Source organism: Veillonella parvula (assembly GCF_002005185.1).
GTDB lineage: Bacteria > Bacillota > Negativicutes > Veillonellales > Veillonellaceae > Veillonella > Veillonella parvula_M.
In genome coordinates this window covers 1,809,750-1,835,129 of record NZ_CP019721.1, presented here as the reverse complement: position 1 = coordinate 1,835,129, position 25,380 = coordinate 1,809,750, and the positions used below count along the sequence as shown (strand labels likewise).

At 38.3% G+C, this 25,380-nt stretch carries 26 protein-coding genes and 1 tRNA gene; 26 read left to right on the top strand and 1 reads right to left on the bottom strand.

From position 1 onward, the window contains the following. Positions 1 to 110 precede the first annotated feature (110 nt). The 6 genes from tyrS to B1A77_RS08465 all read left to right on the top strand — a co-directional run bounded on the left by tyrS (position 111) and on the right by B1A77_RS08465 (position 7,187). Positions 111 to 1,319: a tyrosine--tRNA ligase gene (tyrS, locus tag B1A77_RS08490; protein WP_077708494.1), complete on the top strand. Its 1,209-nt coding sequence runs from the start codon at positions 111 to 113 to the stop codon at positions 1,317 to 1,319. Positions 1,320 to 1,540: 221 nt separating this feature from the next. Continuing rightward, on the top strand, positions 1,541 to 2,182 hold the full coding sequence (locus B1A77_RS08485; RefSeq protein ID WP_077708493.1) for an NUDIX hydrolase: 642 nt from the start codon (positions 1,541 to 1,543) through the stop codon (positions 2,180 to 2,182). 77 nt (positions 2,183 to 2,259) lie between these two features. Beyond that, a complete protein-coding gene (gene ppsA, locus B1A77_RS08480; protein WP_077708492.1) occupies positions 2,260 to 4,641 on the top strand; it encodes a phosphoenolpyruvate synthase in 2,382 nt (793 codons plus the stop codon). A gap of 98 nt (positions 4,642 to 4,739) precedes the next feature. Continuing rightward, positions 4,740 to 5,369 carry a helix-turn-helix transcriptional regulator gene (locus B1A77_RS08475; RefSeq protein WP_237301761.1) on the top strand — a complete coding sequence of 210 codons (630 nt, stop codon included), beginning with the start codon at positions 4,740 to 4,742 and terminating at the stop codon, positions 5,367 to 5,369. Positions 5,370 to 5,379: 10 nt separating this feature from the next. Continuing rightward, the gene (locus tag B1A77_RS08470; protein ID WP_008601139.1) at positions 5,380 to 6,201 is read left to right on the top strand and encodes a pyruvate, water dikinase regulatory protein; all 822 of its coding nucleotides are present in this window, start codon (positions 5,380 to 5,382) and stop codon (positions 6,199 to 6,201) included. After that, positions 6,198 to 7,187 carry a deoxyguanosinetriphosphate triphosphohydrolase gene (locus tag B1A77_RS08465; RefSeq protein WP_077708491.1) on the top strand — a complete coding sequence of 330 codons (990 nt, stop codon included), beginning with the start codon at positions 6,198 to 6,200 and terminating at the stop codon, positions 7,185 to 7,187. Before B1A77_RS08470 ends, B1A77_RS08465 begins: the two co-directional genes overlap by 4 nt. Positions 7,188 to 7,271: 84 nt before the next feature. Here the strand turns inward: B1A77_RS08465 and rpmB are convergent, their stop codons facing one another. Further along, positions 7,272 to 7,460 carry a 50S ribosomal protein L28 gene (gene rpmB / locus B1A77_RS08460; RefSeq protein WP_008601135.1) on the bottom strand — a complete coding sequence of 63 codons (189 nt, stop codon included), beginning with the start codon at positions 7,458 to 7,460 and terminating at the stop codon, positions 7,272 to 7,274. A 223-nt stretch (positions 7,461 to 7,683) separates the two neighbouring features. On the opposite strand from rpmB, the gene recG reads away from it, so the two are divergent. From recG to tsaD, 20 genes are all read left to right on the top strand, one after another. Then, positions 7,684 to 9,726: an ATP-dependent DNA helicase RecG gene (recG, locus tag B1A77_RS08455; RefSeq protein ID WP_077708490.1), complete on the top strand. Its 2,043-nt coding sequence runs from the start codon at positions 7,684 to 7,686 to the stop codon at positions 9,724 to 9,726. Positions 9,727 to 9,856: 130 nt separating this feature from the next. Next, entirely contained in the window at positions 9,857 to 10,042 is a 186-nt protein-coding gene (locus tag B1A77_RS08450) for a 4-oxalocrotonate tautomerase (RefSeq protein WP_004696087.1), read from the top strand. A gap of 76 nt (positions 10,043 to 10,118) precedes the next feature. Next, positions 10,119 to 11,573, top strand: coding sequence for an IMP dehydrogenase (guaB, locus tag B1A77_RS08445; RefSeq protein WP_004696085.1), 1,455 nt, complete (start codon positions 10,119 to 10,121; stop codon positions 11,571 to 11,573). A gap of 15 nt (positions 11,574 to 11,588) precedes the next feature. Next, entirely contained in the window at positions 11,589 to 12,311 is a 723-nt protein-coding gene (locus B1A77_RS08440; RefSeq protein WP_077708489.1) for a WecB/TagA/CpsF family glycosyltransferase, read from the top strand. A gap of 14 nt (positions 12,312 to 12,325) precedes the next feature. After that, a complete protein-coding gene (locus B1A77_RS08435; RefSeq protein WP_004696080.1) occupies positions 12,326 to 12,967 on the top strand; it encodes a phosphatidylserine decarboxylase family protein in 642 nt (213 codons plus the stop codon). Beyond that, the gene (gene pssA, locus B1A77_RS08430; protein WP_077708488.1) at positions 12,960 to 13,631 is read left to right on the top strand and encodes a CDP-diacylglycerol--serine O-phosphatidyltransferase; all 672 of its coding nucleotides are present in this window, start codon (positions 12,960 to 12,962) and stop codon (positions 13,629 to 13,631) included. The genes B1A77_RS08435 and pssA overlap by 8 nt, the downstream gene beginning before the upstream one ends. 19 nt (positions 13,632 to 13,650) lie before the next feature. Continuing rightward, a complete protein-coding gene (locus B1A77_RS08425; RefSeq protein WP_077708487.1) occupies positions 13,651 to 14,913 on the top strand; it encodes a glycosyltransferase family 2 protein in 1,263 nt (420 codons plus the stop codon). Positions 14,914 to 14,930: 17 nt separating this feature from the next. After that, positions 14,931 to 15,692 (top strand): 5'/3'-nucleotidase SurE, encoded by a 762-nt coding sequence (gene surE / locus B1A77_RS08420; RefSeq protein ID WP_004697320.1) that lies wholly within the window; start codon positions 14,931 to 14,933, stop codon positions 15,690 to 15,692. Positions 15,693 to 15,746: 54 nt separating this feature from the next. After that, positions 15,747 to 15,830: transfer RNA gene (locus B1A77_RS08415), tRNA-Leu, on the top strand. 94 nt (positions 15,831 to 15,924) lie between these two features. Beyond that, on the top strand, positions 15,925 to 16,716 hold the full coding sequence (locus B1A77_RS08410) for a hypothetical protein (protein ID WP_008601125.1): 792 nt from the start codon (positions 15,925 to 15,927) through the stop codon (positions 16,714 to 16,716). Positions 16,717 to 16,784: 68 nt separating this feature from the next. After that, positions 16,785 to 17,156 (top strand): holo-ACP synthase, encoded by a 372-nt coding sequence (gene acpS / locus B1A77_RS08405; protein ID WP_077708486.1) that lies wholly within the window; start codon positions 16,785 to 16,787, stop codon positions 17,154 to 17,156. Position 17,157: 1 nt separating this feature from the next. Continuing rightward, complete coding sequence (locus B1A77_RS08400) at positions 17,158 to 18,735, top strand: bifunctional ADP-dependent NAD(P)H-hydrate dehydratase/NAD(P)H-hydrate epimerase (protein WP_077708485.1); 1,578 nt, start codon at positions 17,158 to 17,160, stop codon at positions 18,733 to 18,735. Further along, positions 18,732 to 19,676, top strand: coding sequence for a ComEC/Rec2 family competence protein (locus B1A77_RS08395; RefSeq protein ID WP_077708484.1), 945 nt, complete (start codon positions 18,732 to 18,734; stop codon positions 19,674 to 19,676). The genes B1A77_RS08400 and B1A77_RS08395 overlap by 4 nt, the downstream gene beginning before the upstream one ends. A gap of 245 nt (positions 19,677 to 19,921) precedes the next feature. After that, entirely contained in the window at positions 19,922 to 21,019 is a 1,098-nt protein-coding gene (locus B1A77_RS08390; protein WP_077708483.1) for an N-acetylmuramoyl-L-alanine amidase family protein, read from the top strand. Between the two features lie 3 nt (positions 21,020 to 21,022). After that, positions 21,023 to 21,583: a GerMN domain-containing protein gene (locus B1A77_RS08385; RefSeq protein WP_077708482.1), complete on the top strand. Its 561-nt coding sequence runs from the start codon at positions 21,023 to 21,025 to the stop codon at positions 21,581 to 21,583. A 112-nt stretch (positions 21,584 to 21,695) separates the two neighbouring features. Continuing rightward, positions 21,696 to 22,676 carry a thiamine-phosphate kinase gene (gene thiL / locus B1A77_RS08380; protein WP_077708481.1) on the top strand — a complete coding sequence of 327 codons (981 nt, stop codon included), beginning with the start codon at positions 21,696 to 21,698 and terminating at the stop codon, positions 22,674 to 22,676. After that, the gene (gene tsaE / locus B1A77_RS08375) at positions 22,666 to 23,160 is read left to right on the top strand and encodes a tRNA (adenosine(37)-N6)-threonylcarbamoyltransferase complex ATPase subunit type 1 TsaE (protein ID WP_077708480.1); all 495 of its coding nucleotides are present in this window, start codon (positions 22,666 to 22,668) and stop codon (positions 23,158 to 23,160) included. The genes thiL and tsaE overlap by 11 nt, the downstream gene beginning before the upstream one ends. After that, positions 23,144 to 23,902, top strand: a complete 759-nt coding sequence (gene tsaB, locus B1A77_RS08370; protein WP_077708479.1) for a tRNA (adenosine(37)-N6)-threonylcarbamoyltransferase complex dimerization subunit type 1 TsaB — start codon at positions 23,144 to 23,146, stop codon at positions 23,900 to 23,902. Before tsaE ends, tsaB begins: the two co-directional genes overlap by 17 nt. Beyond that, on the top strand, positions 23,902 to 24,351 hold the full coding sequence (gene rimI / locus B1A77_RS08365; protein ID WP_004696055.1) for a ribosomal protein S18-alanine N-acetyltransferase: 450 nt from the start codon (positions 23,902 to 23,904) through the stop codon (positions 24,349 to 24,351). Before tsaB ends, rimI begins: the two co-directional genes overlap by 1 nt. After that, positions 24,348 to 25,379, top strand: coding sequence for a tRNA (adenosine(37)-N6)-threonylcarbamoyltransferase complex transferase subunit TsaD (tsaD, locus tag B1A77_RS08360; RefSeq protein ID WP_077708478.1), 1,032 nt, complete (start codon positions 24,348 to 24,350; stop codon positions 25,377 to 25,379). The genes rimI and tsaD overlap by 4 nt, the downstream gene beginning before the upstream one ends. Position 25,380 lies beyond the last annotated feature (1 nt).

The window sequence follows — 25,380 nt, the reverse complement described above, 5'->3', positions numbered from 1 at the left end:
CGCAGTTATAAATATTATATCATAAATGGTTTAAATCCAATACTATATATAATTGTGAAAGTTTTTAGATAATGGTATACTTAAACAATAGTATTTCTAGGAGGATTATCATGATTAGTGCTCAAGAACAAGTGCGCCAAATTAAACATGGTGTAGCGGATTTAATTAACGAACAAGATCTTGTAAAAAAAATAGAGAAATCCATTAAGGAAAATAAACCACTAGTTGTAAAACTAGGTTTGGATCCAACGGCTCCAGATATTCATTTGGGACATACTGTTCCTCTTCGCAAGCTGCGTTTATTCCAAGAATTTGGTCATCAAGTAGTGATCGTCATCGGTGGCTTCACTGCTCGTATTGGTGATCCTACTGGTAAAAGTGTTACTCGTCCACCATTAACAAAAGAAGAAGTATTGAAAAATGCTGAAACTTATAAGACACAAATCTTCAAGGTATTAGACCCAGAAAAAACAATCGTTCGTGACAATAGCGAATGGTTAGAATCTATGAACTTTGCTGACGTACTTCGTTTGGCTAGCTCCTATACAGTTGCACGTATGATGGAACGCGATGATTTCAGCAAACGCTTTAAAGAAGGTCGTCCTATTGGCGTGCATGAGTTCATGTACCCATTGATGCAAGGTCACGATTCTGTTGCATTACATGCAGACGTTGAATTTGGTGGCACAGACCAAACATTCAACCTGTTGATGGGGCGTCATTTACAAGAGTTAGAAGGTCAAGAGCCACAAGTTGTTATTACAATGCCATTGCTTGAAGGACTTGACGGCATTCAAAAAATGAGTAAATCTTTGGGCAATTACATCGGTATTGATGAAGAACCTAAAGAAATGTATGGTAAAGCAATGTCCATTCCTGATGAATTGATGATGCGTTATTTCATGCTCGTTACAGATATGTCTATTGAAGAGCAAGAGGACATGACAAAACGTCTAGAATCCGGAGAGTTACATCCACGTGATGCCAAAATGCAATTGGCTCGTACCATTGTTCGCTTGTACCATGGTGAAGAAGCTGCTCTCGAAGCAGAAGAAGAATTTAAACGCGTGTTCCAACAACGCGCCATGCCTACAGATGTTCCTGAATACGCTATGGATGCACCAACAGAACCAATCTTTGTACCACAATTCTGTACAGATGCTGGTTTAACCGCATCCAATGGTGAAGCACGTCGATCCATTAAAGCAGGTGCTTTCAAAGTAAACGGTGAAAAATATACGGAAGAAAACCTTAAGCTAGAAGATGGCATGATTGTTCAAGTTGGGAAACGTAAATTTGTAAAAATTAAATTTAACTAATATAAAACTGTGATGAGGTTTAGATTTCCCATCACAGTTTTTTCTGTCTATTTTGTCTATAAGATTATCTATCTACTGAATCTGTTGTTTGTGAAGTAAGAAATTGACTTATAAGTTAATGTATAATGAATATAAACAATAAATATAAAATACAAATTTGATACATAAAAGACTTGAATAGATATTATATAAATTTACTATAACTTGTAAGAGGATTATATATGGACAAAGAACTAAGCAACTTTTTAGAACAACGAGAACATACTGTTCTTACAGATATTGATGTTATCACGGCGGCAGTAGCCGTGCCTCTATTAGAAATCGATGGAGAAGATCATGTGGTGTTTACTGTGCGTAGTAATACATTGCGACGTCAACCCGGTGAAATCAGTTTCCCTGGTGGGCACTGTGAACCTAATGATAAAAGTGGTGCTCATACAGCCATGCGTGAATGCTTTGAGGAACTTGGTATAGACTTAGATCAAATTGAACTACTAGGAAATTTAGACTGTTTAGTATCTGCTATTGGTGTAAAACTATATGCGGTCGTCGTGCGCCTACATACAAGTGATTTAAAACCAAATTCCGATGAAGTAGGCGAGGTATTTACAGTTCCCTTACAATATCTATTAGATATGGAACCGACCGTAGGTCACCTAGACATTGGAACTAAGCCGTTAAAAGATTTTCCATTCCATCTATTAGAAGGATATAATATCGACTGGAAAATTAGACAAAACTATTCCGTCTATTTCTATCCTTATAAACAATACACCATATGGGGATTAACAGGACGAGTGTTGAAGAATTTTTTAGATATATATAGGGAAGTTCATTTACATAATAATGCCTATAAAAATTGACAGATTGTAAATTAAGGTATACTATTTATGTGTAAAAGGTTTAATGTGTTGCACTAATTAATCTAGGAGGTTCTCACATGAATCGCGAAACAGCATACGTACTTTGGTTTGATGAATTACAACGTGAAGATGTTAATTTAGTAGGTGGCAAGTCTTCTTCATTAGGGGAATTGACATCCTCCACTAATGTACCTGTACCTTATGGCTTTGCAACAACTGCTCATGGTTATCGTGAGTTTATGAAAGCTACAGGTTTGGAAGATAAAATCCGGGCTGAACTTGATGCTTTAGATGATGTAGAAAATTCTGCATTATTGCGCGAAGTGTGTGCTAAGATTCGCCGCATGATTTGTCAGGAAGAAATGCCAAAAGACTTGGCAGATGCTATCCGTCATGCTTATGAAGAACTTGGTAAAAAAGTGAACGAAGAAAATCCATTTGTGGCTGTTCGTTCTAGTGCAACAGCAGAAGATTTGCCAGATGCAAGTTTCGCAGGTCAACAAGATACGTATTTAAATGTACGCGGTGCGGACGTAATTATCGAAAAAGTAAAAGAATGCTACGCATCTACATTCACAGATCGTGCCACATATTACCGTGTAAAACAAGGCTTTGATCATATGACAGTAGCATTGAGTGCTGCGGTTCAAATGATGGTGTTTTCTAAAGCAGCTGGCGTAATGTTTACTGTTGATCTTGTAACAGGCAATGATAACAATATTCTTATTGAAGGCTCTTGGGGTCTTGGTGAATATGTTGTACAAGGTACGGTTACACCAGATAATTTCCGTGTGGATAAAGAAAAGATGGAAATTACGGACCGTATGATTAATGATAAACATGTCCGCCTTGTTCGTAAAGCCGATGGTGACTGTGTTGAAGAAGTGGTTCCAGCTGACGAAGCAAAACAACAAGTTATTACAGATGCTCAAGTTTTGGAACTTGCAGAATATGCAAAAGCAATTGAAAAACATTATGGTTGCTACATGGATATGGAATGGGGCGTAGATGAACGCAATGACAAGATTTGGATCTTGCAAGCTCGTCCAGAAACAGTTTGGTCCCGCAAAGAAAAATCAGAAACATCCGAAAAAACTAGCACATTAGATGCAGGTAATCGCGATATTATTGTAAAAGGTTTGCCAGCATCCCCTGGTAATGCAGCAGGTAAAGCTCACGTTATCATCAATCCTGAGGATATCGATGAGTTCAAAGAAGGCGAAATTCTTGTTACAGCTATGACAGCTCCTGACTGGGTGCCAGCCATGAAAAAGGCAAAAGCAATTGTTACTGACGCTGGTGGTATGACTTGTCATGCGTCTATCGTTAGCCGTGAGCTTGGTATTCCTTGTATCGTAGGTACTAAGAGCCGTAGTCATGAAGCGACTACCTTTATTAAAGATGGTCAAATGATTACCGTTGATGCTACAAATGGTATCGTATATGATGGCGTATTAGAAGATATCGTTAAAAAGCCTGAAGCTCAAGTTTCTACAGGGGCAGCAGCTGAATATGTACCTGTAACAGGCACTAAGATTTATATGAACTTAGGTGATCCTGATTTGGCCCAAAAATATGGTGTACTACCATGTGATGGCATCGGTCTCATGCGTGAAGAGTTCATTTGGACAACCTTTATTCATGAACATCCATTGCACCTTATCGAAACAGGGCGCAGTGACTTTGCTGTAAATACATTGGCGGAAGGTATGCGTAAAGTATGCCAAGCATTAGCTCCTCGACAAGTAGTAGTTCGTTTGAGCGACTTCAAATCTAGTGAATACCGTGACCTTAAAGGTGGCGATAAATATGAACCACATGAATCCAGTGCATTACTTGGCTGGCGTGGCGCATCTCGCTACTATGATCCTAAGTACACACCTGCTTTCAAATTAGAATTAGAAGCAATCAAAAAAGTACGTAACGAATTTGGTTTCAAAAATCTACAAGTTATGATTCCATTCTGCCGTACTGTGGAAGAAGCTGAATTAGTAACTAACTTAATGGCTCAAGAAGGTCTTGCACGCAGCAAAGACTTTAAAGTATGGCTCATGGCTGAGATCCCATCCAATATTATCTTAGCTGATCAATTTAATAAATACGTAGATGGTTATTCTATCGGTTCTAACGATTTGACTATGCTTGTACTCGGTTGTGACCGCGATAACGAAACAGTTCAACATATCTATGATGAACGTAATTTAGCAGTTCGCAGAGCAATTCGTCACCTTATTGAGGTGGCCCATAAAGATGGTAAAACTGTATCTATCTGTGGCCAAGCGCCAAGCGTATACCCTGAACTTTGCGAATTCCTTGTGAAGAGCGGTATCGACTCCATTTCTGTTAACCCAGATGCAGTGGTTAATACTAAGAAAATGGTGGCTCAAATCGAACAACGAATTATGCTCGATGCTATGACTGGTCGTGGTCGTCAAGAATCTGACGAACTAATTTGGTAATAATATAGTTATAGTGAAAGAGGAGGCCTGTGGGTCTCCTCTTTTTCTGAATGGTAACTTAGGATATAATACAAACAGAGATGAAAGGGGGTTACCGTGTGAAACTGTCGAAACGACAAGAACAAATTGCTCAAATCGTTCGTGAAGAAGGTCCTGTAACAGGTAGTGCTATTGCTGAACATTTAGAAGTCACAAGATCTGCGTTGCGCTCAGATTTATCTGTATTGACCATGTTAGGTGTGTTAGATGCACGTCCAAACGTAGGCTATTACTATGTAGGACTTTCAAAAGAAACACAAACGGCTGAGCGATTAAAGTCATTTCTGGTAAGTGATGTATTATCTCAAGCAGTTGTGGTCAATGGGGATACGAGTTTGTATGATACAATTGTCACATTATTTACAGAGGATGTAGGTACCATATTAGTGTGTGATGGTTCATACCTAGTAGGTGTGGTATCTAGAAAAGATTTACTACGCGCCTCTATGGGACAAACAGATTCGCATACCATGCCTATATCTATGATTATGACCCCTGTAAGCAAGGTTATAGCGGTGGAGCCTACCGATACTTTGGTAGAGGCTGCACAGAAAATGATAGATTATGAAGTAGATTGTTTACCTGTCGTCGTTCGTGAGGATATAGGTAACAAGAAACGTTTAAAGGTTGTGGGCCGTGTATCAAAAACGACGGTAGCAAAAGTATTTTTAGAATGTAGCATACACTGAGGTTGATAGAATGGCAGAAAAAATTATTTATGCAATATCGGATTCCCTGGGGGAAACTGCTGAGGCTGTAGCGAGAGCTACGGCGAGTCAATATGATAAGGAGCAAATTGAAATTGTCCGTGTTCCTTATATTGATAGTGAAAGCCAAATTGATGAGGTCATAGACGACGCAAAACGTGGGAATCATGTTATTTGCCATACCATTGTGTCTGCGTCTTTACGTAAGTATTTGCATGAGAAGGTGGCTGAATATAATATTCCGGCTGTGGATATCATGGGGCCTGTTCTCGATGCAGTTGGTACTATCGCGACTACTAAACCGCGTATGACAGCAGGTATGGTTCATAAGCTCGACCAAGAGTATTTTAAAAAGGTTGAAGCTATTGAGTTTGCCGTGAAATATGACGATGGTAAAAATCCATCTGGTTTTGAAAAGGCCGACATAGTTATTATTGGTGTATCTAGAACTAGTAAGACACCATTGTCCATGTTCTTGGCGTACAAAAAGATTAAAGCCGCAAATTTGCCACTAGTGCCAGAGGTACCGTTGCCAGAGGAATTATTCAAAATTCCGGCAAAAAAAATCGTGGGCCTTATTATAGATCCATACAAATTAAATAATATTCGTAGTGAACGTTTACGCGCTATTGGTCTTGAAGACGAAGCAAATTATGCATCTATTGAGCGTATTCAATCTGAATTGGATTATGCAAAGGCTATTATGCGTCGTTTGCACTGCCAAGTGTTAGATGTTTCTAATAAATCCATTGAAGAAACAGCTTCTCTTGTCATGCAATTGATTGATAAAAATCGCGCGTCGGAGGGTAAATGAATATACGTGAACAAATAGAGGAGAGGGAGGTTTTGTTTCTGTCTCCCTATGCTGCTAAAAGCCGCGATGCAATCCGTGATATAGAAGAAAAGCCTGATCCACTTAGAACCGCGTTTCAACGCGATCGGGATCGCATCATTCATAGTAAATGTTTTAGACGGTTAAAGCATAAGACACAGGTATATATTGCGCCAGGTGACCATTATCGGACACGCATGACTCATACCCTTGAGGTAGGTCAAATCGGTCGTACTGTGGCTCGTGCATTACGTTTAAATGAAGACCTTGTGGAAGCTATTGCCATGGGTCATGATGTGGGACATACACCATTTGGTCATGTAGGTGAATATGCATTGCGAGATATGGTGGGGCACTTTAATCATAATGAGCAAAGTTTACGCATGGTTGAGGTATTAGAAAGACATGGTGATCATCAAGGACTCAATTTAACCACCGCTGTTCGAGATGGCATCGTAGGTCACACAGGAGCTACAATTCCTGTGACCTTGGAAGGTCAAATTATTCGTATTGTAGACCGTATTGCGTATTTGTGCCATGATTTTGATGATGCACAGCGAGCAGGTATGTTGACGGCAGAGGCGTTGCCTTTTGAAGTGCGCGAACATTTTGGTATGACTCCATCCAGTATGATTACTGCAATGGTAGAGGATATGGTACGGGAATCCTTGGATAAGCCAGCTATATCTATGTCTGCTGATGTGGAAATGACGATGAATCTATTCCGTCAATTTATGTTTAAACATGTATATTTGGCACCAGCTTTAATTCCGGATCGCAAAAAGGCATCCCATGTGGTGAAAAATCTATTTACTCACTTCATGGAACACCCTGATGATATGGAAGGCTGTGAAACAGGTAAAGCGTTTTACTCTACACGTGATGTAGTTGATTATGTAGCAGGCTTAACAGATCAATATGCTATTAAGTTATTTAAGCAATATTATATTCCAAATATTACATTATAAATAACAAAAAAAGCAGTTAGTTCAAAATGAACTAACTGCTTTTTTGGGGCTCTAGAACCCCAAAGAGTACATGTACTTTTTATTTTACGCGCGTGTAACTTTATTAGAACGAAGGCAGCGAGTGCATACGTTTACTTTTTTTGTAGCACCGTCTACAACCGCCCGTACTCTTTGAATGTTCGGTTTCCAAGTTTTTCTTGTGCGAATGTGAGAATGACTCACGTTCATACCGCTAGATGTGGATTTACCACATACTTCGCAAAGGTTTGCCATAGTTTCCACCTCCAAGCTTAATCTATAACATAACAAAAGTATATTATCATAAAGAATAGCTTAAAGCAAGTATTTTTGTCGTACATATTGCTCTTTTTATGAAATATACTACAATATAAGGTATACTATATATCATATTCTAAGATATAAATGGACTTTTACACAAGGATATACAAAAATTGGATATATCTCATGTGTTTATCGTATATTTAAAGGAGTTCTTATGGATGAACGATTGACGACTATAAAGGGAATTGGTCCTGGTCGTGAGAAACAATTGCATAAATTGGGAATTACCAATGTTACATCCTTATTGACTTACTTTCCCAGAACCTATGAAGACCGGCGTACGATTTATAGAATTGGTGATTTAAAATCAGGTATGACAGGTGGTATCGTAGGTACTGTTATTGCTGTACAAGAGAAACGCCCTCGCCCTCGATTGTCTATTTTAGAGGTGGTCATTGCAGATGGCACAGGTCCTTTGAAGATTGTTTTGTTTAATCAAGGGTATAAAAAAAACTTTTACAAAAAAGGACAACGTATATATGCATATGGTAAGGCTGAGTTTCAATATGGTTCCATGCAAATGAATACACCGCAAATGGAAAACTTAGGAGACGGTGGTGAACCAGATCGAGGTATCGTTCCTATTTACGCGCTTGCTGATGGGGTATCTCAGTTTGTGGTTCGTTCAACTGTACGTAATTGGTTCGCAGCTAACCATGAATTACCAGAGATTTTACCTGTGGAGGTTCGTGATGATCATCATTATATGAGTCGCTATGATGCTTTTAAGATGATGCATTTCCCAGACTCCTCAGAGCTCTATGAAAAGGCTCGTTATCAATTGGCCTATGAAGAGTTGTTCGTCATGCAAGCTGGTTTAGCTTTGTTGCGAAATAAAGAACAATGCCACAGAGGGCCTAAAATGGGACCAAATGGGGAACTAATGGCTCAGTGTATAGAGAATTTACCGTTTTCCTTAACAGGTGATCAACAACGAGCATTAGAGGATATTCGTATCGATATGGAAGACGAACGACCTATGCAAAGGTTGTTGCAAGGTGATGTAGGCTCTGGTAAAACCGTTGTGGCTACCCTGAGTTTATTAAAAGCCATCGAAAATGGGTATCAGGGGGCAATTATGGCTCCTACGGAGATTTTAGCGGCTCAACATTATGAAGGGATACAAACTGTATGTGCTAATTTAGGTATTACTATAGAACTATTAACTGGATCCTCCACGAAAAAGGAAAAAGAACGCATCTATGAAGGCTTAGCTGATGGAACAATTCATATGATTATTGGAACCCATGCTCTTATTCAAGAGGGGGTTAATTTTCATAATCTAGGCCTTGTTATCGTCGATGAGCAACATCGCTTTGGCGTAGATCAACGGGCGAGATTGCAACAGAAGGGAACATATCCTCATGTACTTATCATGACGGCTACACCAATCCCTCGTACCATGACATTATCCGTATATGGAGATTTAGCAGTATCTTTAATTAAAGAAATGCCACCAGGGCGAAAACCTGTTAAAACATATGCTGTAGATAGTTCTTATAAAGAGAGATTACGCACTTTCTTTTGTAAGGAAATGGCAGAGGGGCGTCAGGTCTACGTGGTGTGCCCTCTTGTAGAAGAATCCGAAAAATTAGACTTGCAAGCCGCTGAGGAATTGTATCTAGAATTAAAAGAGTACTTTTATAAGGCCTATGAAGTGGGCCTCGTTCACGGTCGTATGAAGCCGAGTGAAAAAGATGAAGTGATGAATGCCTTCTATAGGGGTGAAATTTCATTACTTGTTTCTACAACAGTTATCGAAGTGGGGGTTAATGTGCCAAATGCGACCATTATGTGCGTTGAAGGGGCAGAGCGATTTGGTCTATCTCAGCTACATCAGCTGCGGGGCCGTGTAGGTCGTGGCGCTCATCAGTCCTATTGCATTCTTGTTAGTGATTCTAAAAATGATGTAAGTCAAGAGCGCTTAAAGTTGATGGAACAAATCCAGGATGGATTTGAGCTTGCAGAGCAAGATTTATTGCTTCGCGGATCTGGTCAATTATTTGGATTAGCTCAATCGGGGCTGCCAGATTTACGCGTTGCTAATATTATCAAAGATATTGAAATTTTAGTAGAGGCTCGCAAGGATGTACTAGATTTTGCAAATCAATTCGGAATAGAAAAATTAGAATCTATCATGAAAGAAGAATTAGAAAAAAGATTTGGTGAAAAATTTCTAAGAATATTGTATAATTAAGAGGTAGGATTAATAAGTATATAAGCATCGATAATATTAGATTTTATCTGGCTTTTTCCTTGTCTATATGTCCTTCATACCGTATAATAGAACAAACAATTTATTTCATTTTTCATCTATGGAGGTTAATATGCCAATTATTCATGTAGAGCTCGTCGAAGGGCGTACAAAAGAACAAAAGAAACAATTAGGTGAAGCAATTACAAAGGCTGCGGTTGATATCGTAAATGTTCCTGCTGATGCAGTAAAAGTTATCTTCGTAGATATGAAAAAAGACGATTATATGGAAGGCGGCATTTTGCGGTCTGAACGCTAAGGCTACGACTGACCGCCTAGTCCATAGGGACTAGGCGGGTCGTAGTTTTGTTTTATTATACGGAAAGGAAAGAAATATGAGAGACGATAAATTCGGTATGCGTGGACTAACTTTTGATGATGTATTATTAATACCAGCAGCTTCTGATATACTGCCTAATCAAGTAGAGTTAAAAACTCAATTAACTCGTGACATTACATTAAATATTCCTATGATTAGTTCTGGGATGGATACGGTTACTGAATCACGGATGGCGATTGCTATGGCTCGTGAAGGAGGTCTTGGCGTTATCCACAAAAATATGTCTATTGAAGAGCAAGCTCATGAAGTTGACAAGGTAAAACGCTCTGAACACGGTGTTATCGTTGATCCTATTTTCTTAAGCCCTCAAAATTTACTATCCGATGCAGCAGAACTTATGGAAAAATATAAAATTTCTGGTGTACCTATCACAGAACATGGTAAACTAGTAGGGATCATTACAAATCGCGATATGCGTTTTGAAACTGATTTAAGCCGACAAATTGGGGAATGTATGACAAAAGATTCCCTAGTTACTGCACCGGAAGGTACATCTCTTGAAGCGGCGAAAGCTATCTTAAGCGAACATCGTATTGAAAAATTACCTCTTGTAGATGGCGACGGTAACTTAAAAGGCTTAATTACGATTAAAGATATTGAAAAAGCGACTAAATATCCAAATGCAGCAAAGGATGGTAGTGGCCGATTATTAGTTGGTGCTGCAGTAGGTGTTTCTCAAGATTTGTATGATAGACTTGATGCGCTTGTATCTGCTAAAGCTGACGTAATTATTGTTGATACTGCCCATGGGCATTCTGCAGGTGTTCTTCGTACGTTGAAGGACATTAAACAAGCGTATCCTCACATTCCTGTAATTGCAGGTAATGTGGCAACTGCAGCAGGCACTGAGGCTCTTATCGAAGCTGGAGCTGATGCAGTTAAGGTTGGTATAGGACCTGGGTCTATTTGTACAACTCGTGTCATTGCTGGCATTGGGGTACCTCAAATCACAGCAGTCTATGAGTCTGCTCAAGTGGGGCGTCGCTATGGAGTTCCTATCATTGCTGATGGGGGGATTAAATATTCTGGAGATATTGCTAAAGCTATTGCGGCTGGTGCTAATGTAGTTATGATGGGTAATATTTTAGCGGGTACTGATGAAAGCCCTGGAGAAACAGTGATTTATCAAGGCCGTTCTTATAAAGTATATCGAGGCATGGGTAGTCTAGGGGCTATGAAACTCGGTAGTAAAGATCGATATTTCCAAACAGAAGCTAAGAAATTAGTTCCTGAAGGTATAGAAGGTCGTGTACCATATAAAGGTATGTTGGCCGATACAATTTTCCAAATGGTTGGTGGTTTGCGTGCAAGTATGGGGTATTGTGGATGTCATAACATCCAAGAAATGATTGAAAACACTCAATTCATTCAAATTACAGCGGCTGGTTTGAAAGAAAGTCATCCGCATGATGTAAGCATTACCGTTGAAGCACCAAATTATAGTGGTTGATAATGGAGTATTACATTGAATAAACGTATTTCTGTTTTATCTGTGCCTATCGATTGCGTCACAATGGATGAGGCAGTCCAACGTATTTTGCAATTAACTGAACAGCCGGGGCTACATTTAGTAGCAACGGCTAATGCAGAAATGGTTATGTTGGCTAATGAAAATCCTACATTGCACTCCATATTGAATAATGCTAGTCTCGTCGTTCCCGATGGGGCTGGCATTTTGTGGGCTGCAGAGCGTCAAGGAGAACATGTGCCTGAACGCGTAACAGGTGTAGACGTAACTATGGAATTGTTTAAAGTTGCGGCGACTCATCAAATTCCTGTATACTGCTTGGGGGCGGCACCTGGTGTTGCTCAACGAGCGATTGATAATGTATCTGCTCAGGTAGGTGTATTAAATATAGCAGGAATTCATGACGGATTCTTTGATAGTGCAGAGGAACAAGAAATCATTAAATCTATAGCTGAATCTAAGGCAAAATTAGTATTTGTTGCCTTAGGTGTGCCAAAGCAAGAACAATGGATTGCAGAAAAGTTGAGTCACCTCAATGGCGTAGTTGCCATCGGAATTGGTGGTTCCTTTGATGTCTTGGCAGGTAATATTCCTCGGGCCCCAGAATGGATGCAACAAAATCGACTTGAATGGTTGTATCGATTATATTTAGAACCTCAACGGATTGGCCGCATGTTGGCTATTCCAAAGTTTATGTGGACCGTTATTAGAAATAAATAGAGGAGTGTTGAATCGTGCCTACAGGACCAATAATTAAGGAAGGGTTTCCTCTGATAGGAGCTATGCTCATTATCACTGTGGTGTTAGGATATTTAGGACATTATGTAATTGCGATTATTTCATTTATTCTGGCATTATTTTTCGTCAATTTCTTTAGAAATCCTAAACGTGTAATCCCTCAAGATCCAGATTTGATTTTATCCCCAGCGGACGGTAAAATCATGGATATTTCTGATGTATACGAAGATATTTACTTACATAAAGAGTGTAAAAAAGTAACTATTTTCTTATCTGTTTTTGACGTACATGCTAATCGTGCGCCTATTGATGGTAAAATTACGTACCGTCACTATACGATGGGTAGTTTCCTACCAGCATTCAAAGATGATGTAGGTTTTGAAAATGAACGTCATACTATTTGTATTGAAAATGATCGTACTTCCGTATTAGTAACGCAAATTGCGGGCCTTTTAGCAAGACGTATCGTATCTTGGACAGACCTAGATAGTGTACTTGAACGTGGTCAGTTGTACGGGATGATTAAGTTCGGTTCCTGTACTGAGCTCTATATGGATAAGGATGTAGAGTTGTTCGTGGAAAAAGGTCAACATATTACAGGTGGTGATACTGTTATCGGGAGGTTACGACATGAATAAATCTATTATTCCAAATTTATTTACTAGTGCAAACTTAGCATTTGGTGTTCTTGGTATTACATTGTCTGCTACTAATAATACATTCTGCGCAGCCATATGTATATTATTGTCTTTAGTAGCAGATGGGTTAGATGGGCGTGTAGCAAGAGCTTTAGGAGTTGCAGGACCAATGGGCCGGGAACTTGATTCTCTGTCTGATGTAGTGGGATTTGGTGTAGCGCCTGCCTATATGCTTTATATGAAAGAATTATATGGTTTAGGATGGATTGCATATGTGCCACTATTAGCTTTTGCAGTGCTTGGTGCATTTCGTTTAGCGCGATTTAATATTAAAACTGACGAAGTTCATGGCTATTTTGAAGGTTTACCAATTCCAGCCGCTGGATGTTTAGCAGCGACCTACGTATTGTGTGGCGTATCGGTACCTCAATTTGTGTTGGTAGTTTGTATGATTGGTATAGGTCTCCTTATGGTTAGTGAAGTTAAATATCCCGATTTTAAAGGTAAAAGTGAGATTTATATCAATAAGCTTTCTATTGTACTCACAGCCATATTTGTTGTAGCTTGTCTCGTGTATGATTGGCATACATGGGCCGTTATGATTTTTGCTGGCTATGTAATGTTTGGGCTTATTAACGGGGCTTTAAATATAGTGCGTAAATAGATGTGTGGAGGAGAATAGTATGAATTACCTACTGGATCTATTACTGATTCCTATGCAGGTAATAATCGTAATTTATACGGTTTATTATTTTATACTCGCTGTCGTAGGTATGTGGCGATCGCGAGTACATAAAAATTATACCCCTAAAAATTCCTTTGCCATCGTTGTATGCGCTCATAATGAGGAAGCTGTTGTTGGTGAGTTAGTTAAAAACTTACGTGGCCTAGATTATCCAGATGATCTGTACGATATTTTTGTAGTTGCCGATAACTGTACAGATAAGACTGCGGAAGTAGCAAGTGCTGCTGGCGGTAATGTACATGTACGTGAAAATAAACAAGAAATAGGTAAAGGTTATGCCATGGGGTGGATGTTTGATCGGGTAGAACAAATGGATCGGAAATATGATGCATTTCTGATTTTTGATGCCGATAATTTAGTACATCCTCAATTTATGTTAGAAATGAATGATCATCTTGAAAAAGGTGAGTCTGTAATTCAAGGTTACTTGAACTCTAAAAATCCAACTGACTCTTGGGTAGCCGGTACGTTCTCTATCGCCTTTTGGATGGTTAACCATATGTGGCATTTAGCAAAATATCGTCTTGGATTATCTACGGCCTTAGGTGGTACAGGCATGTGTATTCGTACATCTATTATTCGCGAATACGGTTGGGATTGCAATAGCTTAACCGAAGATATGGAATTTTCCATGAAACTATTGACTCATGGTATCCGTACTTGTTGGGGGCATGATGCTATCGTATATGATGAAAAGGTTACGACTATGATGGCTTCTTGCAGACAGCGTTTACGATGGGCTCAGGGGCAATTTGACTGTGCGGGTCGATATATTCCTAAATTATTTGCTATTGGTATCAAAACAGGGAATATTATGATTTTGGATGGTATATTCCAAGTGAGTCAACCTTATTTCTTATTGTTGACAACCGTATACTTGGTGTTATCCTACATCAATGCGTATACTCCAATTTATACAAATATTTTGTATCAAATTATGCCTATGTCTGTATGGACAATTATAGGTGTTGGTCAATATCTATTCCCATTAATTGTATTGTTGAAAATCAAGGTACCACCAAAGATTTGGTTCTACTATTTACTATATCCATTATTTGTTTACTCTTGGATTCCAGTAAATATTTTAGGGTGGTTCCGCCGTCATAATAAGGTATGGTCTCATACAGTCCATACGAGAGCTGTGGGCTTAGATGATGTTAAATTAACACGTATGGGCAATATGAATAAGAATGAAAAATAGAATCTGTAGGAGTGACTATGCATATTTTAATGTGTAATGACGATGGCATTTTAGCAGATGGTTTACGTCATCTTGCATCGTATTTAAGTCAATATTATAGAATTACCGTTGTAGCACCTGCTAATGAGCAAAGTGCTAAATCTCATGCATTGACGACCGAGGTTCCATTGAAATTAGATGCTTGCAATGGCGAGGATGAAAATCCTCGCCTTTATGCTCTAACGGGAACGCCGTCCGATTGCATGAAGTTCGGTCTCAGTTATTTATTGACTGATGATATGCCAGATCTTGTAATTTCTGGAATTAATCATGGATTTAATTTAGGCTCTGATGTATTGTATTCCGGCACTGTTTCGGCAGCTATGGAAAGTGGTTTTTACGGTATTCCCGGTTTAGCATTATCTGTTGAGAGATATTCTGTTGAACGGGGAGACGAGATGCATCCATTTATACATGAATTGATTGAGAAAATTTATGTGGCGGGCCAGTTTAGCGGTTTACTAAATGTGAACTTCCCATTACGTGGCACATGTGATTGGGATCATTTTAAAATGGTGAGCCAAGGCTTACAAACCTACAGTAATATTATCGAAGCTCGTATTAATTCAAGAGGACAGGATTATTATTGGTTAGCTGGCGAGCTAGACTATGGTGCTGAAAGTGTTCCTACGGATGTAGAATTTGCCCGTAAAGGCTATATTACAGGTGTCGCACTCACATGGAAACAACAATGTGATACGGATATGAAAAGGGTTCAAAATATTTTAGATGAAATATAAAAAATATGTTGACATTGCTTAGGGATGTCTGTATAATAACAAATGTTCCGATACGCCGGAGTGGCGGAATGGCAGACGCACTTGACTCAAAATCAAGCGGGTAACACCGTGTGGGTTCAAGTCCCACCTCCGGCACCAACATTAGGCGGTAAGACTTTTGTCTTACCGCCTATTTTTATATTTATGAATTTATATACTATAATATACATTATTAATTTCATGAGGTGACAGTATGGATCAAGGTGTAATTGATTATATTACAAATATCTTTGATATTCCTAAACTTACTCAACAGGTTAGCGCTGTACAGATGCCATTGCCATTATCTCGCTTGGCAGAAATACCATTAGATGGATCTGTAAATCAGTGCCAAGGATTTTGTTATAATTCCAAAAAAGACGTTTTTGCTTTAGCTTGTATTAATTCAGATAATACGAAGCAAATTATTTATGAAATTAATCCAAAAACTTTTACTGTTGTTGCAAAATATGAGTATAGTTATAAAAGTTTATTAGGTCATATGAATACCTTAACTTATAATTCTGTTAATAATCGTTACTATACAACAAATGCTGTTGTAAATGGATATAACCTTACTCCTATTGAAGCGGATAGCATGATTGTTGAAGCACCGATTAAACTAAAAGAGAAAGTTTTTAATTTTGCATATGATAAAGTACGCAATGAATATGTATCAATTGTGCCTTTAACAAACTCTGAACGGACAATTAATTATTACGACTCCAATTTTAATCGTATTCGTTCTTATAAAATTGATGCTAATCATACAAACTTAAATAATAACGGTGCTTACGCAACTAATGGAAATACTTTATTTACGACGTTGACAACCTTTGTATACGTCGATGAAGAGGGAGTTGTTAAAAATATTAGCCCTTATGCTTCTGGAATGGAAGTAGAAGACATGGATTGTCGAAATGGTCAAATGTATATGGCGGTTAATCGCAAAGGTAAAGTTGAAATATATAGTTTGTCTAGCCTACCATTTTCGGTAAATGTCTAGATACTACCTATGTTTTAATCCCCTTTATGAGTGTATAATAATAGTATTAGAGTATTTTAGGAGCTATTATGAAATTAGGGAATGATATTATAGAGATTGACCGTATACGTCAAGCTATAGAGAAATCAAGTTCATTTAAAGCGCGCGTTTATACGATTCATGAGATTGAATATTGTAAAAGTCGGAATAAAGGATGCTACGAATCCTTTGCAGGTATATATGCTGCAAAAGAGGCTTTTATTAAAGCTTTAGGTACAGGGATGAGGTATGGATCATGGCAAGATATAGAGATTTATCATGATGAATGGGGCGCACCCTTAATTCGTTTACAAGATACTTTCAAAGATATTTACGAAACATCAGGTTATACTGATATTCATGTATCGATTAGTCATTGCAAGGATTATGCAATGAGTACAGTTATACTTGAAGGAGCATAAGATGAATATTTTAACTACAGAAGATGCTCGATTTATAGATCGAGAGGTTCCTAAGCAATTAGGAATTTCTTTAGAAATCCTCATGGAAAATGCTGGACGTGGTATCGTAGATGCCTTATGGGGAGAGTACGATTTATTTTCCCTGAATAATGGTCGTTCCATAAATAGTTTTGTTTTATTCATATGTGGTACGGGTAATAATGGGGCAGATGGCCTTGTAGCGGCTCGCCATTTTATGGAGCAAGGCGTACCAGCACAAATTGTACTAGTAGGAGATATAAACAAGTGTAGTGATCTTTTTGCAGTGCAAATTGAGCGCTGCAAAGCTATGGGCTGTAGCATCGATATGTATGATGAATTCAATGATTGGTCCAACGTAGCCATCGCTGTGGAAGGCATCATGGGAACGGGCTTTACTGGAAGGTTAAGAGAGGTGACCATCGATATATTAAATGATATTGATACTATGCGTAGTCAGTATAATTTTGATTTGTGGGCTATTGATGTACCTGCAGGTTTGGATGCTACTACTGGTCATGTAACTGAAGGCACACTGACCTATGATTATACTGTTACTTTTGGAGCTATCAAACAAGGTTTGTTATTATATCCCGGAAAGGCTATAGGAGGAACCGCTGTGGTTGCTCCATTGGGTGCTCCTTGGCAGCAGGTACTGGGTGAACGTGTTAGAACTATAACCATTGATTCTGATTTAGCAGAAAAAATTATCAACTATCGTACTCCAATGGCGCATAAAGGTGTCAATGGAAACACTTTAATTATTGGTGGTTCAAATGATATGATAGGAGCCCCTATTTTGGCTGCTGAAGCGGCAGTTCATAGTGGTGCTGGTAAAGTAACATTAGCTGTACCCCAAATAATTAAACAGATTGTACAAAGCCGTGTCATACCTGAGGTGATGGTTACTTCCACAGAGACTAATAAAGAACTTTTTGATTGTCGCCAAGTTGTTGCTATGGGACCTGGTTTAGGTCGCACCCGTGAAATCTGTAATTTAGTGGAGCATATCTTAGATGCTTACGAAGGAGCATTAGTACTAGATGCTGATGCTTTGTATGCATTGGGACATGTTGGTTGTGTTAATAAAGATGCTTTGCGAGATGGTGATATTGAGTTTGCATATACAGTGGAAAAAGAACTTCCATATTGTGTCATGACACCGCATTTAGGTGAATTTAGTAGACTTATTGATTTACCTATTAAATGGATTGAGCGTCATTATATCATGTTGGCTAGAGAATTTGCTAAGGCTCATCAAGTTACTCTTGTACTAAAAGGAATTCCTTCAATTGTGGCATTACCTGATGGAACAGTGTATGTAAATACTATTGGTAATGCGGGCATGGGTACTGGCGGTATGGGAGATGTACTGACTGGTGTAATTGCTGGTTTTATAAGTCAGGGTTATTCACTACAAGATAGTGCTGTTCTCGGTGTATATGTACATAGTCGTAGTGCAGATATTCTGAATGAAACAAAGAGTTGGGGTTATACTCCGAGTGATGTCAGTGCTTCTTTAGGCTTCGTGGTTAGTGAATTATTGGGAGATTATGAATGACAAATAGAATACAACGCTTTATAGCTTTCTTGTTGGTATTATGTATTCCTATCTTTGCCATTGCAGGATGCACAAATAATGATGTAGCAAACGCAGCAAATCAAGCAACTACTAACGCTAATGGGGCTTACTCGATCGATACTAAAACGACTACCCCTGAAGGTAATCTAGATGTATATATGCTAGATATTGGTCAGGGGGATGCTATATTACTTAAGGTAGGCGATGAGTATAGCATGATCGATACTGGTGACATAGAACATCGTGAAAATATTGTAGCTCAACTTAAAACTATGGGGGTAACAAAGCTGAAAAATATTATTATCACGCATCCTCATGCTGATCATATGGGTGGTTTCTATGCTATTGCAAAGGCTATGCCTATTGAACATGTATATGATGATGGTATTGCCGTTGATAATAATATGTACAAAACTTATGAAAAGTGGATTGAGAAAAATAAAATTCAACGAACTACTTTGAGAAGTGGAGATGTAGTTGATTTTGGACATGGTGCTGTCTTTGTAGTATATGCTCCTTGGATTGAACCTTTAACTGATAAAAAAGGGGAGACAGATCTTAATAATAATTCTATTGTAGGTAAATTAATCTTCGGTAAATTCTCTATGCTCTTCACGGGTGATGCTGAATGGCAAGAAGAGAAAAAACTTATAAAAGAGCAGAATTCCAGATTGTTTGCTCGTATTCTTAAGGTAGGTCATCACGGTTCTCGTACAAGTAGCTCTGAAGATTTTTTGAAATCTATTAAGCCTGAAAGTGCATTAATTTCAAATGGCATGTATAATAAGTATGGTCATCCTCACGATGTGACATTACGTCGCTTGCAGGAAAATAATATTGCTATTTACCGTACAGATACGATGGGACGTATTCATATTAGTACGGATGGGAATGAATGGCAAATTACAACTGAACGTTAGTTTTGATTACTTATACAAAAAATTATTTTTATGAAACTGTTTTTTGTGTATTCTGTATAAGGTCTTTATATAGTAATATGTGTAATCGGCATACTAATCTTCATGTTTGTATGAAATAATCTATTTATAATCTAACATTAGTTTATGGATAGATTGGAACGATGAGATTTTGATAGATAAAAATATCATCGACTCATCTCTATGGTTTGGACACTATGTATGTCAGTTAGATTGGAGTGAATGTATTGCGTAAACTATTTTTAATGTGCCTTGCAGTCTTGATGGCGATACCTTTATTATTGACTCAAGCAAAGGCAGCTAATTTGGAAGATGCTCGATGGGTGACTAGAACAGATGCACCTGTACCATATGTTCGTATTGTTATGGACTTATCGGCACCTATAAAGGCATCTGCATCAATTAGCAAAGATGGGAAAACTACGACTGTTACTTTAAAGAATACAAAGCTAAAGACGGCTAAAGAGAACATTTCTATGGACTCAGCTATTGCTAGCTCTGCTAAACTTTCACAAGATGGCAGAGACGTTAAAGTAACAATCAAGACACCTTCATCTATTGATACTAGTGATGTAAAGGTTTTTTCCTTGAAAAAAGATACGGTTAATAAGAAACCGTATCGTATCGTTGTTGATGTTCAGAAAAAAGGTGCTGTAGCTAAGCCTGCTTACTATGGTAAAAAGCCATCTCAATCTGCACATCCAGCAAAAAATGTACCTACAGGATCTGGTAAATACTCTACTAGTGGCGGTTTATCTGGCAAAACAATTACTATTGACCCAGGACATGGTGGTAGTGATTCTGGTGCTATTGGACCTCACGGTGTACAAGAGAAAAACATTACACTACCAATTTCTATGTATTTGAAAAAATCTTTAGAAAATCGTGGTGCTAAAGTACTTTTGACTCGTACTACCGATGTAGATGTATATGGTCCTAATGCAAGTGGTGTTGATGAATTGGGGGCTCGTGTTAACGTGGCTAACCGTAGTAATTCTGATGTTCTTGTGAGCGTTCATATCAACGCATTTAATAATCCTAGCGTTGGTGGTATTGCAACATATTACTATAGCAAAACTGGTAACGATGCTCGATTAGCACAAAAGGTACAATCTCAAATTGCTGACACACCTGGTTTCAATGGTGATCGTGGCATTCAAGAAGGTAACTTATACGTGTTGAGACATTCTAATATGCCTGCAATTCTTGTAGAGCTTGGTTTTATTTCTAACCCTAATGAGGAACGTGTGCTACAATCTCCTCAAACTCAAGAAGACTTTGCTAACCGCATTGCAAATGGTATTGCTAATTACTTTGGAGGTTAATCGATGAAATTACGTAAACAAGTTCTATCGATTCTCTGTGTAGGTATGCTGGCATTTGTAGTGGGTTGTACACATGAACAAGCTCCTACAACAGGTAAAAGTGAACCTACGCAAGAGACGAAAGTCAATAAGGATGCAGAAACAAGTAAAGTATCTCAAGAAAAGGTTAAGATGGCCTTCTTTGTTCCTACAGAGGATGGTTCTGGGGTAAAACAAACTACCGTTGAGATGGAGGCGAATAAAGTTACGCCTAAAGCAGCTCTTTTAGCAATGTTAAATGCCGATAGAGCACAAAAATATCCAGTCTTCTCTAAGGATATTGAAATTACATCTGTTACTGTAAAAGATGGTATTGCTTCTGTTGAAGTAAATGATGCATTCGTAAAGGGTAATGGCGGAGACTTAACTGTTAAATTACAAATGGCTGCTATTGTAAATACATTGACATCCTTTGATAATATTAATGGTGTTCTATTTGTCAATAATGGTAAAAAAGTGCCAACTGTAGGTTCCTTTGATACTAAAGAACCTGTTAAGAGAATGACGAATCTAATTAAAAAATAATTCTTTTAAAGACATTTATAGCAGATAGTTGTTATATCAACTATCTGCTATTTTTGTTGTCTTTTATATATGTTACAATACAATAAGTAATAAACGGAAACTAGGTGATCAGATGCAATTAAAAGATGTAGGGGAATTTAATTTCATTCGCCAAATTCAAGATAACACAATATATAATCCTAATACTGTAGTGTATGGTATTGGTGATGATTGTGCTATTTATAAAGCAGAACAAAATACAGAGCAATTGATAAGCACTGACACAATGGTGGAAGGTGTTCATTTTAGCTTTCACTATATGATGCCCTATGATGTAGGGTATCGCCTTATGACGGCTAATTTAAGTGATGTTGCGGCTATGGGTGGCATTCCTAGACAAATTGTATTATCTGTAGCCGCACCAGACCATGTTGATACAGTCATTCTTGATGAAATTTATAGGGGAATTAAAGATCAATGTATGCGATATCAACTCAATATATTGGGTGGAGATACGGTACGTACAGAAGGGCCCATGGTTTGGACTGTAACAATTATCGGAGAGGTTCCTAAAGGCACTGCGGTTATGCGAAGTGGTGCGAAAGTAGGAGATGTTGTAGGTGTTACAAACTATGTAGGTTATGCAGCTACAGGCTTAGGAGCGTTATCATATAATTTAGTAGGCTATGATATGACCAAAGTGGGGCATCAACGTCCCGAACCACAGATTGAATTGGGGCAAAAATTGCGACAGCTTGGTATCCATAGTATGAATGACATTAGCGATGGACTAGGTAGTGAATTGAATGAAATTGCTACAGCTAGTAATGTTTCCATTGTATTTGAAGAACAAGCAATCCCTCTACACGAGGAGACTTACGAATTAGCTAAGCATTTACAAACTAATCCAGTAGATTATGCTTTGTATGGTGGAGAAGACTTTCAGTTAGTCTTTACGGCGCCAAAATCACTACTTTCGGAATTGGAAAAGCTAGCAGGCATTACGTTGATAGGAGAAGTTTTATCTGGCCCCCCACGGGTTCAAATGGTAACATCTGATAAAACGATTAAGACTGTAGAAGCGAAAGGATATAATCATTTTCATGAAGGATAAGGTACAGGTTCATTTAAAGACTCATACAGTAAAAGACACACAACAATTTGGTCAATTATTAGGCGAATGGGTTAAACATAATGGGGACCCTCTTTGTATAGCACTCATTGGTGACTTGGGGACAGGAAAAACACATTTGTCGCAAGGAATTGCAAAGGGCTTTGGGGTTACTGAAGAAATTACAAGTCCTACCTTTGCCATCATGAATACCTATGATGTGAATCGAACTCATTTATATCATTTTGACGTATATCGCTTGGAAGATATTAGTGAACTGGAAAATATTGGCTTTTATGAGTATACAGAAGATTGCGTATCCATTGTAGAATGGGCTGATAAATTTCCTCATGAATTGCCTGATGAAACACTATGGATTTATTTAACGCGCATTGATGATACAAGCCGATCCATTACATTAGTTAGTGATTACCTTACAGCGGATGATTTAGTAGAAATAGGAGGCCCATATGTGGTTGGGAATTGAGACGAGCTCACTTGTGTCGAGTGTGGCTTTAATGGATGAAAGTTGCCTAATTGGGGAATTGACCATTCAAGCTGGATTGACTCATTCTGAGCAGTTGGTACCTCATATTGATATGTTATTACGGACCTGTCAAGTTGAAAAAAGTGAATTAAAAGGGATTATGGTTAGCATTGGACCCGGTTCTTTTACAGGGTTACGGATTGGTATGGGGACCGCTAAAGCTATGGCTTATGCCTTACAAATTCCTTTATATGGTGTAATGACCATGGACAGTTTAGCTCGTAATGTGGCTTATACGGACCGTACGATTTGTACTGTTATCGATGCTCAGAAAAAACATGTTTATGCAGGTATCTACAAATATGATGATAATGAATTGGTTTGTAAAGAGGAACCTTTTGTCATTGCTGCTAATGATTTATTAGATCGACTCCGAGCATCTGAAGAACATGTAGTGTTCCTTGGGGATGGCGTTAAGCGAATAGAAAAGCTATTAGATGAAAGTGATACAAATTTAACAATTTTAGATATCTCGCAACGTATTCCAAAAGCTAGTTCTCTATTACTGGCTGGCCGTAGATTGGTAGACTCTGAAGAGAGTTCTGATCCTATGGATATGGTTCCTTATTATATTCGACGCTCAGAAGCAGAAGTGTTATGGGAAGAACGCCATAAGGATAATCCTGAAATGTTGAACCAAAATCCTGCAGTTATAGTTACTGAGGCAGCGGGAGTCGAATAATGGAGATTCGTTTGGCTACAATAGATGATGCTCAAGCTATCTATGCTATTGAACAACAGTCTTTTTCTGTTCCTTGGAGTTTAGAATCTGTTCTCGTTGAGTTAGAAGGGGCATCAAATAAATTATATATGGTAATTTGTGAGGAGAACAAAATTGTTGGATATGCAGGTGCTTGGCTTGTATACGATGAAGGTCAAATCACGAATATCGCTATTATTCCTTCCGCACGAGGTAAGGGATATGGATCAAAACTTACCAAGCAATTAATAGATGAATGTCTTACGAGAGGTATGAAAGAAATTTTCTTAGAGGTGCGCATATCTAATTTAGCAGCATTGGCTATGTATAGAAATTTAGGATTTTCTGTAAAAGGAATTCGTAAAGATTATTATTCAGAGCCTACGGAAGATGCTTATATTATGTCTCTCGTTTCAGAGGAAATAGAATGAGTATATACACATTAGCCTTGGAAAGTAGCTGTGATGAAACCTCTGCTTCTGTCCTTAAGGACGGGCGCACCGTTTTGTCTAATGTTATTTCAAGCCAAGTACCAATACATAGAAAATTTGGTGGCGTTGTACCTGAAATTGCATCACGTCATCATATAGAACAAGTTATACCTGTTATAGACCAAGCATTACGTGATGCGAATGTGACTCTACAAGATATCAATCATATTGGTGTTACGTATGGGCCAGGTCTTGTAGGGGCTTTATTAGTTGGTATAGCTGCTGCAAAAGGGTTATCCTTTGCTACAGGGATTCCCTTGGTGCCAGTGCACCATATGGAAGGTCATATTTTTGCTAACTTTTTAGCTAATCCAGAACTGGAGCCTCCGTTTTTAAGTCTTGTTGTATCTGGTGGTCATACCATGTTAGTACATGTAAAAGGATATGAAGATTTTGATGTTCTTGGTCAAACACGAGATGACGCAGCTGGTGAGGCTTTTGATAAGATTGCACGGGTTATGGGATTTCCTTATCCAGGGGGTCCTCATATCGATGCCCTTGCCACTGAAGGGAATTCAGAGGCTATTGAATTTCCAAAGGCTTTAAGTGAACCAGGTAATTTTGAATTTAGCTTTAGTGGTTTGAAATCCGCAGTTTTAAACTATTTAAATAGTAAGCAACAAAAGAATGAGCCTATCAATCAAGCTGATGTGGCTGCATCGTTTCAAAAGGCCATCGTAGATGTGTTAGTAGAAAAGATGAAAGATGCCGCACATACTTTAGGTGAAAGTCGTATTACTATTGCTGGCGGTGTATCAGCTAATAAAGGATTACAAAAGGCTTTAGAAGCTATGTGTGTAGAAGAAGGTTTTACTTATTACAAACCACATAAAATATTGTCTACTGACAATGCTGCCATGATTGGATGTCGAGCTTATTATATGGCGCAGGCTGGAAAATTTGGCGATTTAACATTGAATGCAAAGCCTAGTGTTGAAATTGGATACGTATCTTGGAAAGAGGATTAAT

Bases quoted from the DNA above. Each gene is read 5' to 3' on its own strand.
- pssA (WP_077708488.1), top strand. From the start codon at position 12,960: ATGAATAAATCTATTATTCCAAATTTATTTACTAGTGCAAACTTAGCA.
- B1A77_RS08465 (WP_077708491.1), top strand. From the start codon at position 6,198: ATGAATATACGTGAACAAATAGAGGAGAGGGAGGTTTTGTTTCTGTCT.
- surE (WP_004697320.1), top strand. From the start codon at position 14,931: ATGCATATTTTAATGTGTAATGACGATGGCATTTTAGCAGATGGTTTA.
- acpS (WP_077708486.1), top strand. From the start codon at position 16,785: ATGAAATTAGGGAATGATATTATAGAGATTGACCGTATACGTCAAGCT.
- B1A77_RS08425 (WP_077708487.1), top strand. From the start codon at position 13,651: ATGAATTACCTACTGGATCTATTACTGATTCCTATGCAGGTAATAATC.
- B1A77_RS08450 (WP_004696087.1), top strand. From the start codon at position 9,857: ATGCCAATTATTCATGTAGAGCTCGTCGAAGGGCGTACAAAAGAACAA.
- rpmB (WP_008601135.1), bottom strand. From the start codon at position 7,460: ATGGCAAACCTTTGCGAAGTATGTGGTAAATCCACATCTAGCGGTATG.
- thiL (WP_077708481.1), top strand. From the start codon at position 21,696: ATGCAATTAAAAGATGTAGGGGAATTTAATTTCATTCGCCAAATTCAA.
- tsaB (WP_077708479.1), top strand. From the start codon at position 23,144: ATGTGGTTGGGAATTGAGACGAGCTCACTTGTGTCGAGTGTGGCTTTA.
- ppsA (WP_077708492.1), top strand. From the start codon at position 2,260: ATGAATCGCGAAACAGCATACGTACTTTGGTTTGATGAATTACAACGT.
- guaB (WP_004696085.1), top strand. From the start codon at position 10,119: ATGAGAGACGATAAATTCGGTATGCGTGGACTAACTTTTGATGATGTA.
- tsaD (WP_077708478.1), top strand. From the start codon at position 24,348: ATGAGTATATACACATTAGCCTTGGAAAGTAGCTGTGATGAAACCTCT.
- rimI (WP_004696055.1), top strand. From the start codon at position 23,902: ATGGAGATTCGTTTGGCTACAATAGATGATGCTCAAGCTATCTATGCT.
- B1A77_RS08385 (WP_077708482.1), top strand. From the start codon at position 21,023: ATGAAATTACGTAAACAAGTTCTATCGATTCTCTGTGTAGGTATGCTG.
- tsaE (WP_077708480.1), top strand. From the start codon at position 22,666: ATGAAGGATAAGGTACAGGTTCATTTAAAGACTCATACAGTAAAAGAC.
- B1A77_RS08395 (WP_077708484.1), top strand. From the start codon at position 18,732: ATGACAAATAGAATACAACGCTTTATAGCTTTCTTGTTGGTATTATGT.
- B1A77_RS08410 (WP_008601125.1), top strand. From the start codon at position 15,925: ATGGATCAAGGTGTAATTGATTATATTACAAATATCTTTGATATTCCT.
- tyrS (WP_077708494.1), top strand. From the start codon at position 111: ATGATTAGTGCTCAAGAACAAGTGCGCCAAATTAAACATGGTGTAGCG.
- recG (WP_077708490.1), top strand. From the start codon at position 7,684: ATGGATGAACGATTGACGACTATAAAGGGAATTGGTCCTGGTCGTGAG.
- B1A77_RS08470 (WP_008601139.1), top strand. From the start codon at position 5,380: ATGGCAGAAAAAATTATTTATGCAATATCGGATTCCCTGGGGGAAACT.
- B1A77_RS08485 (WP_077708493.1), top strand. From the start codon at position 1,541: ATGGACAAAGAACTAAGCAACTTTTTAGAACAACGAGAACATACTGTT.
- B1A77_RS08400 (WP_077708485.1), top strand. From the start codon at position 17,158: ATGAATATTTTAACTACAGAAGATGCTCGATTTATAGATCGAGAGGTT.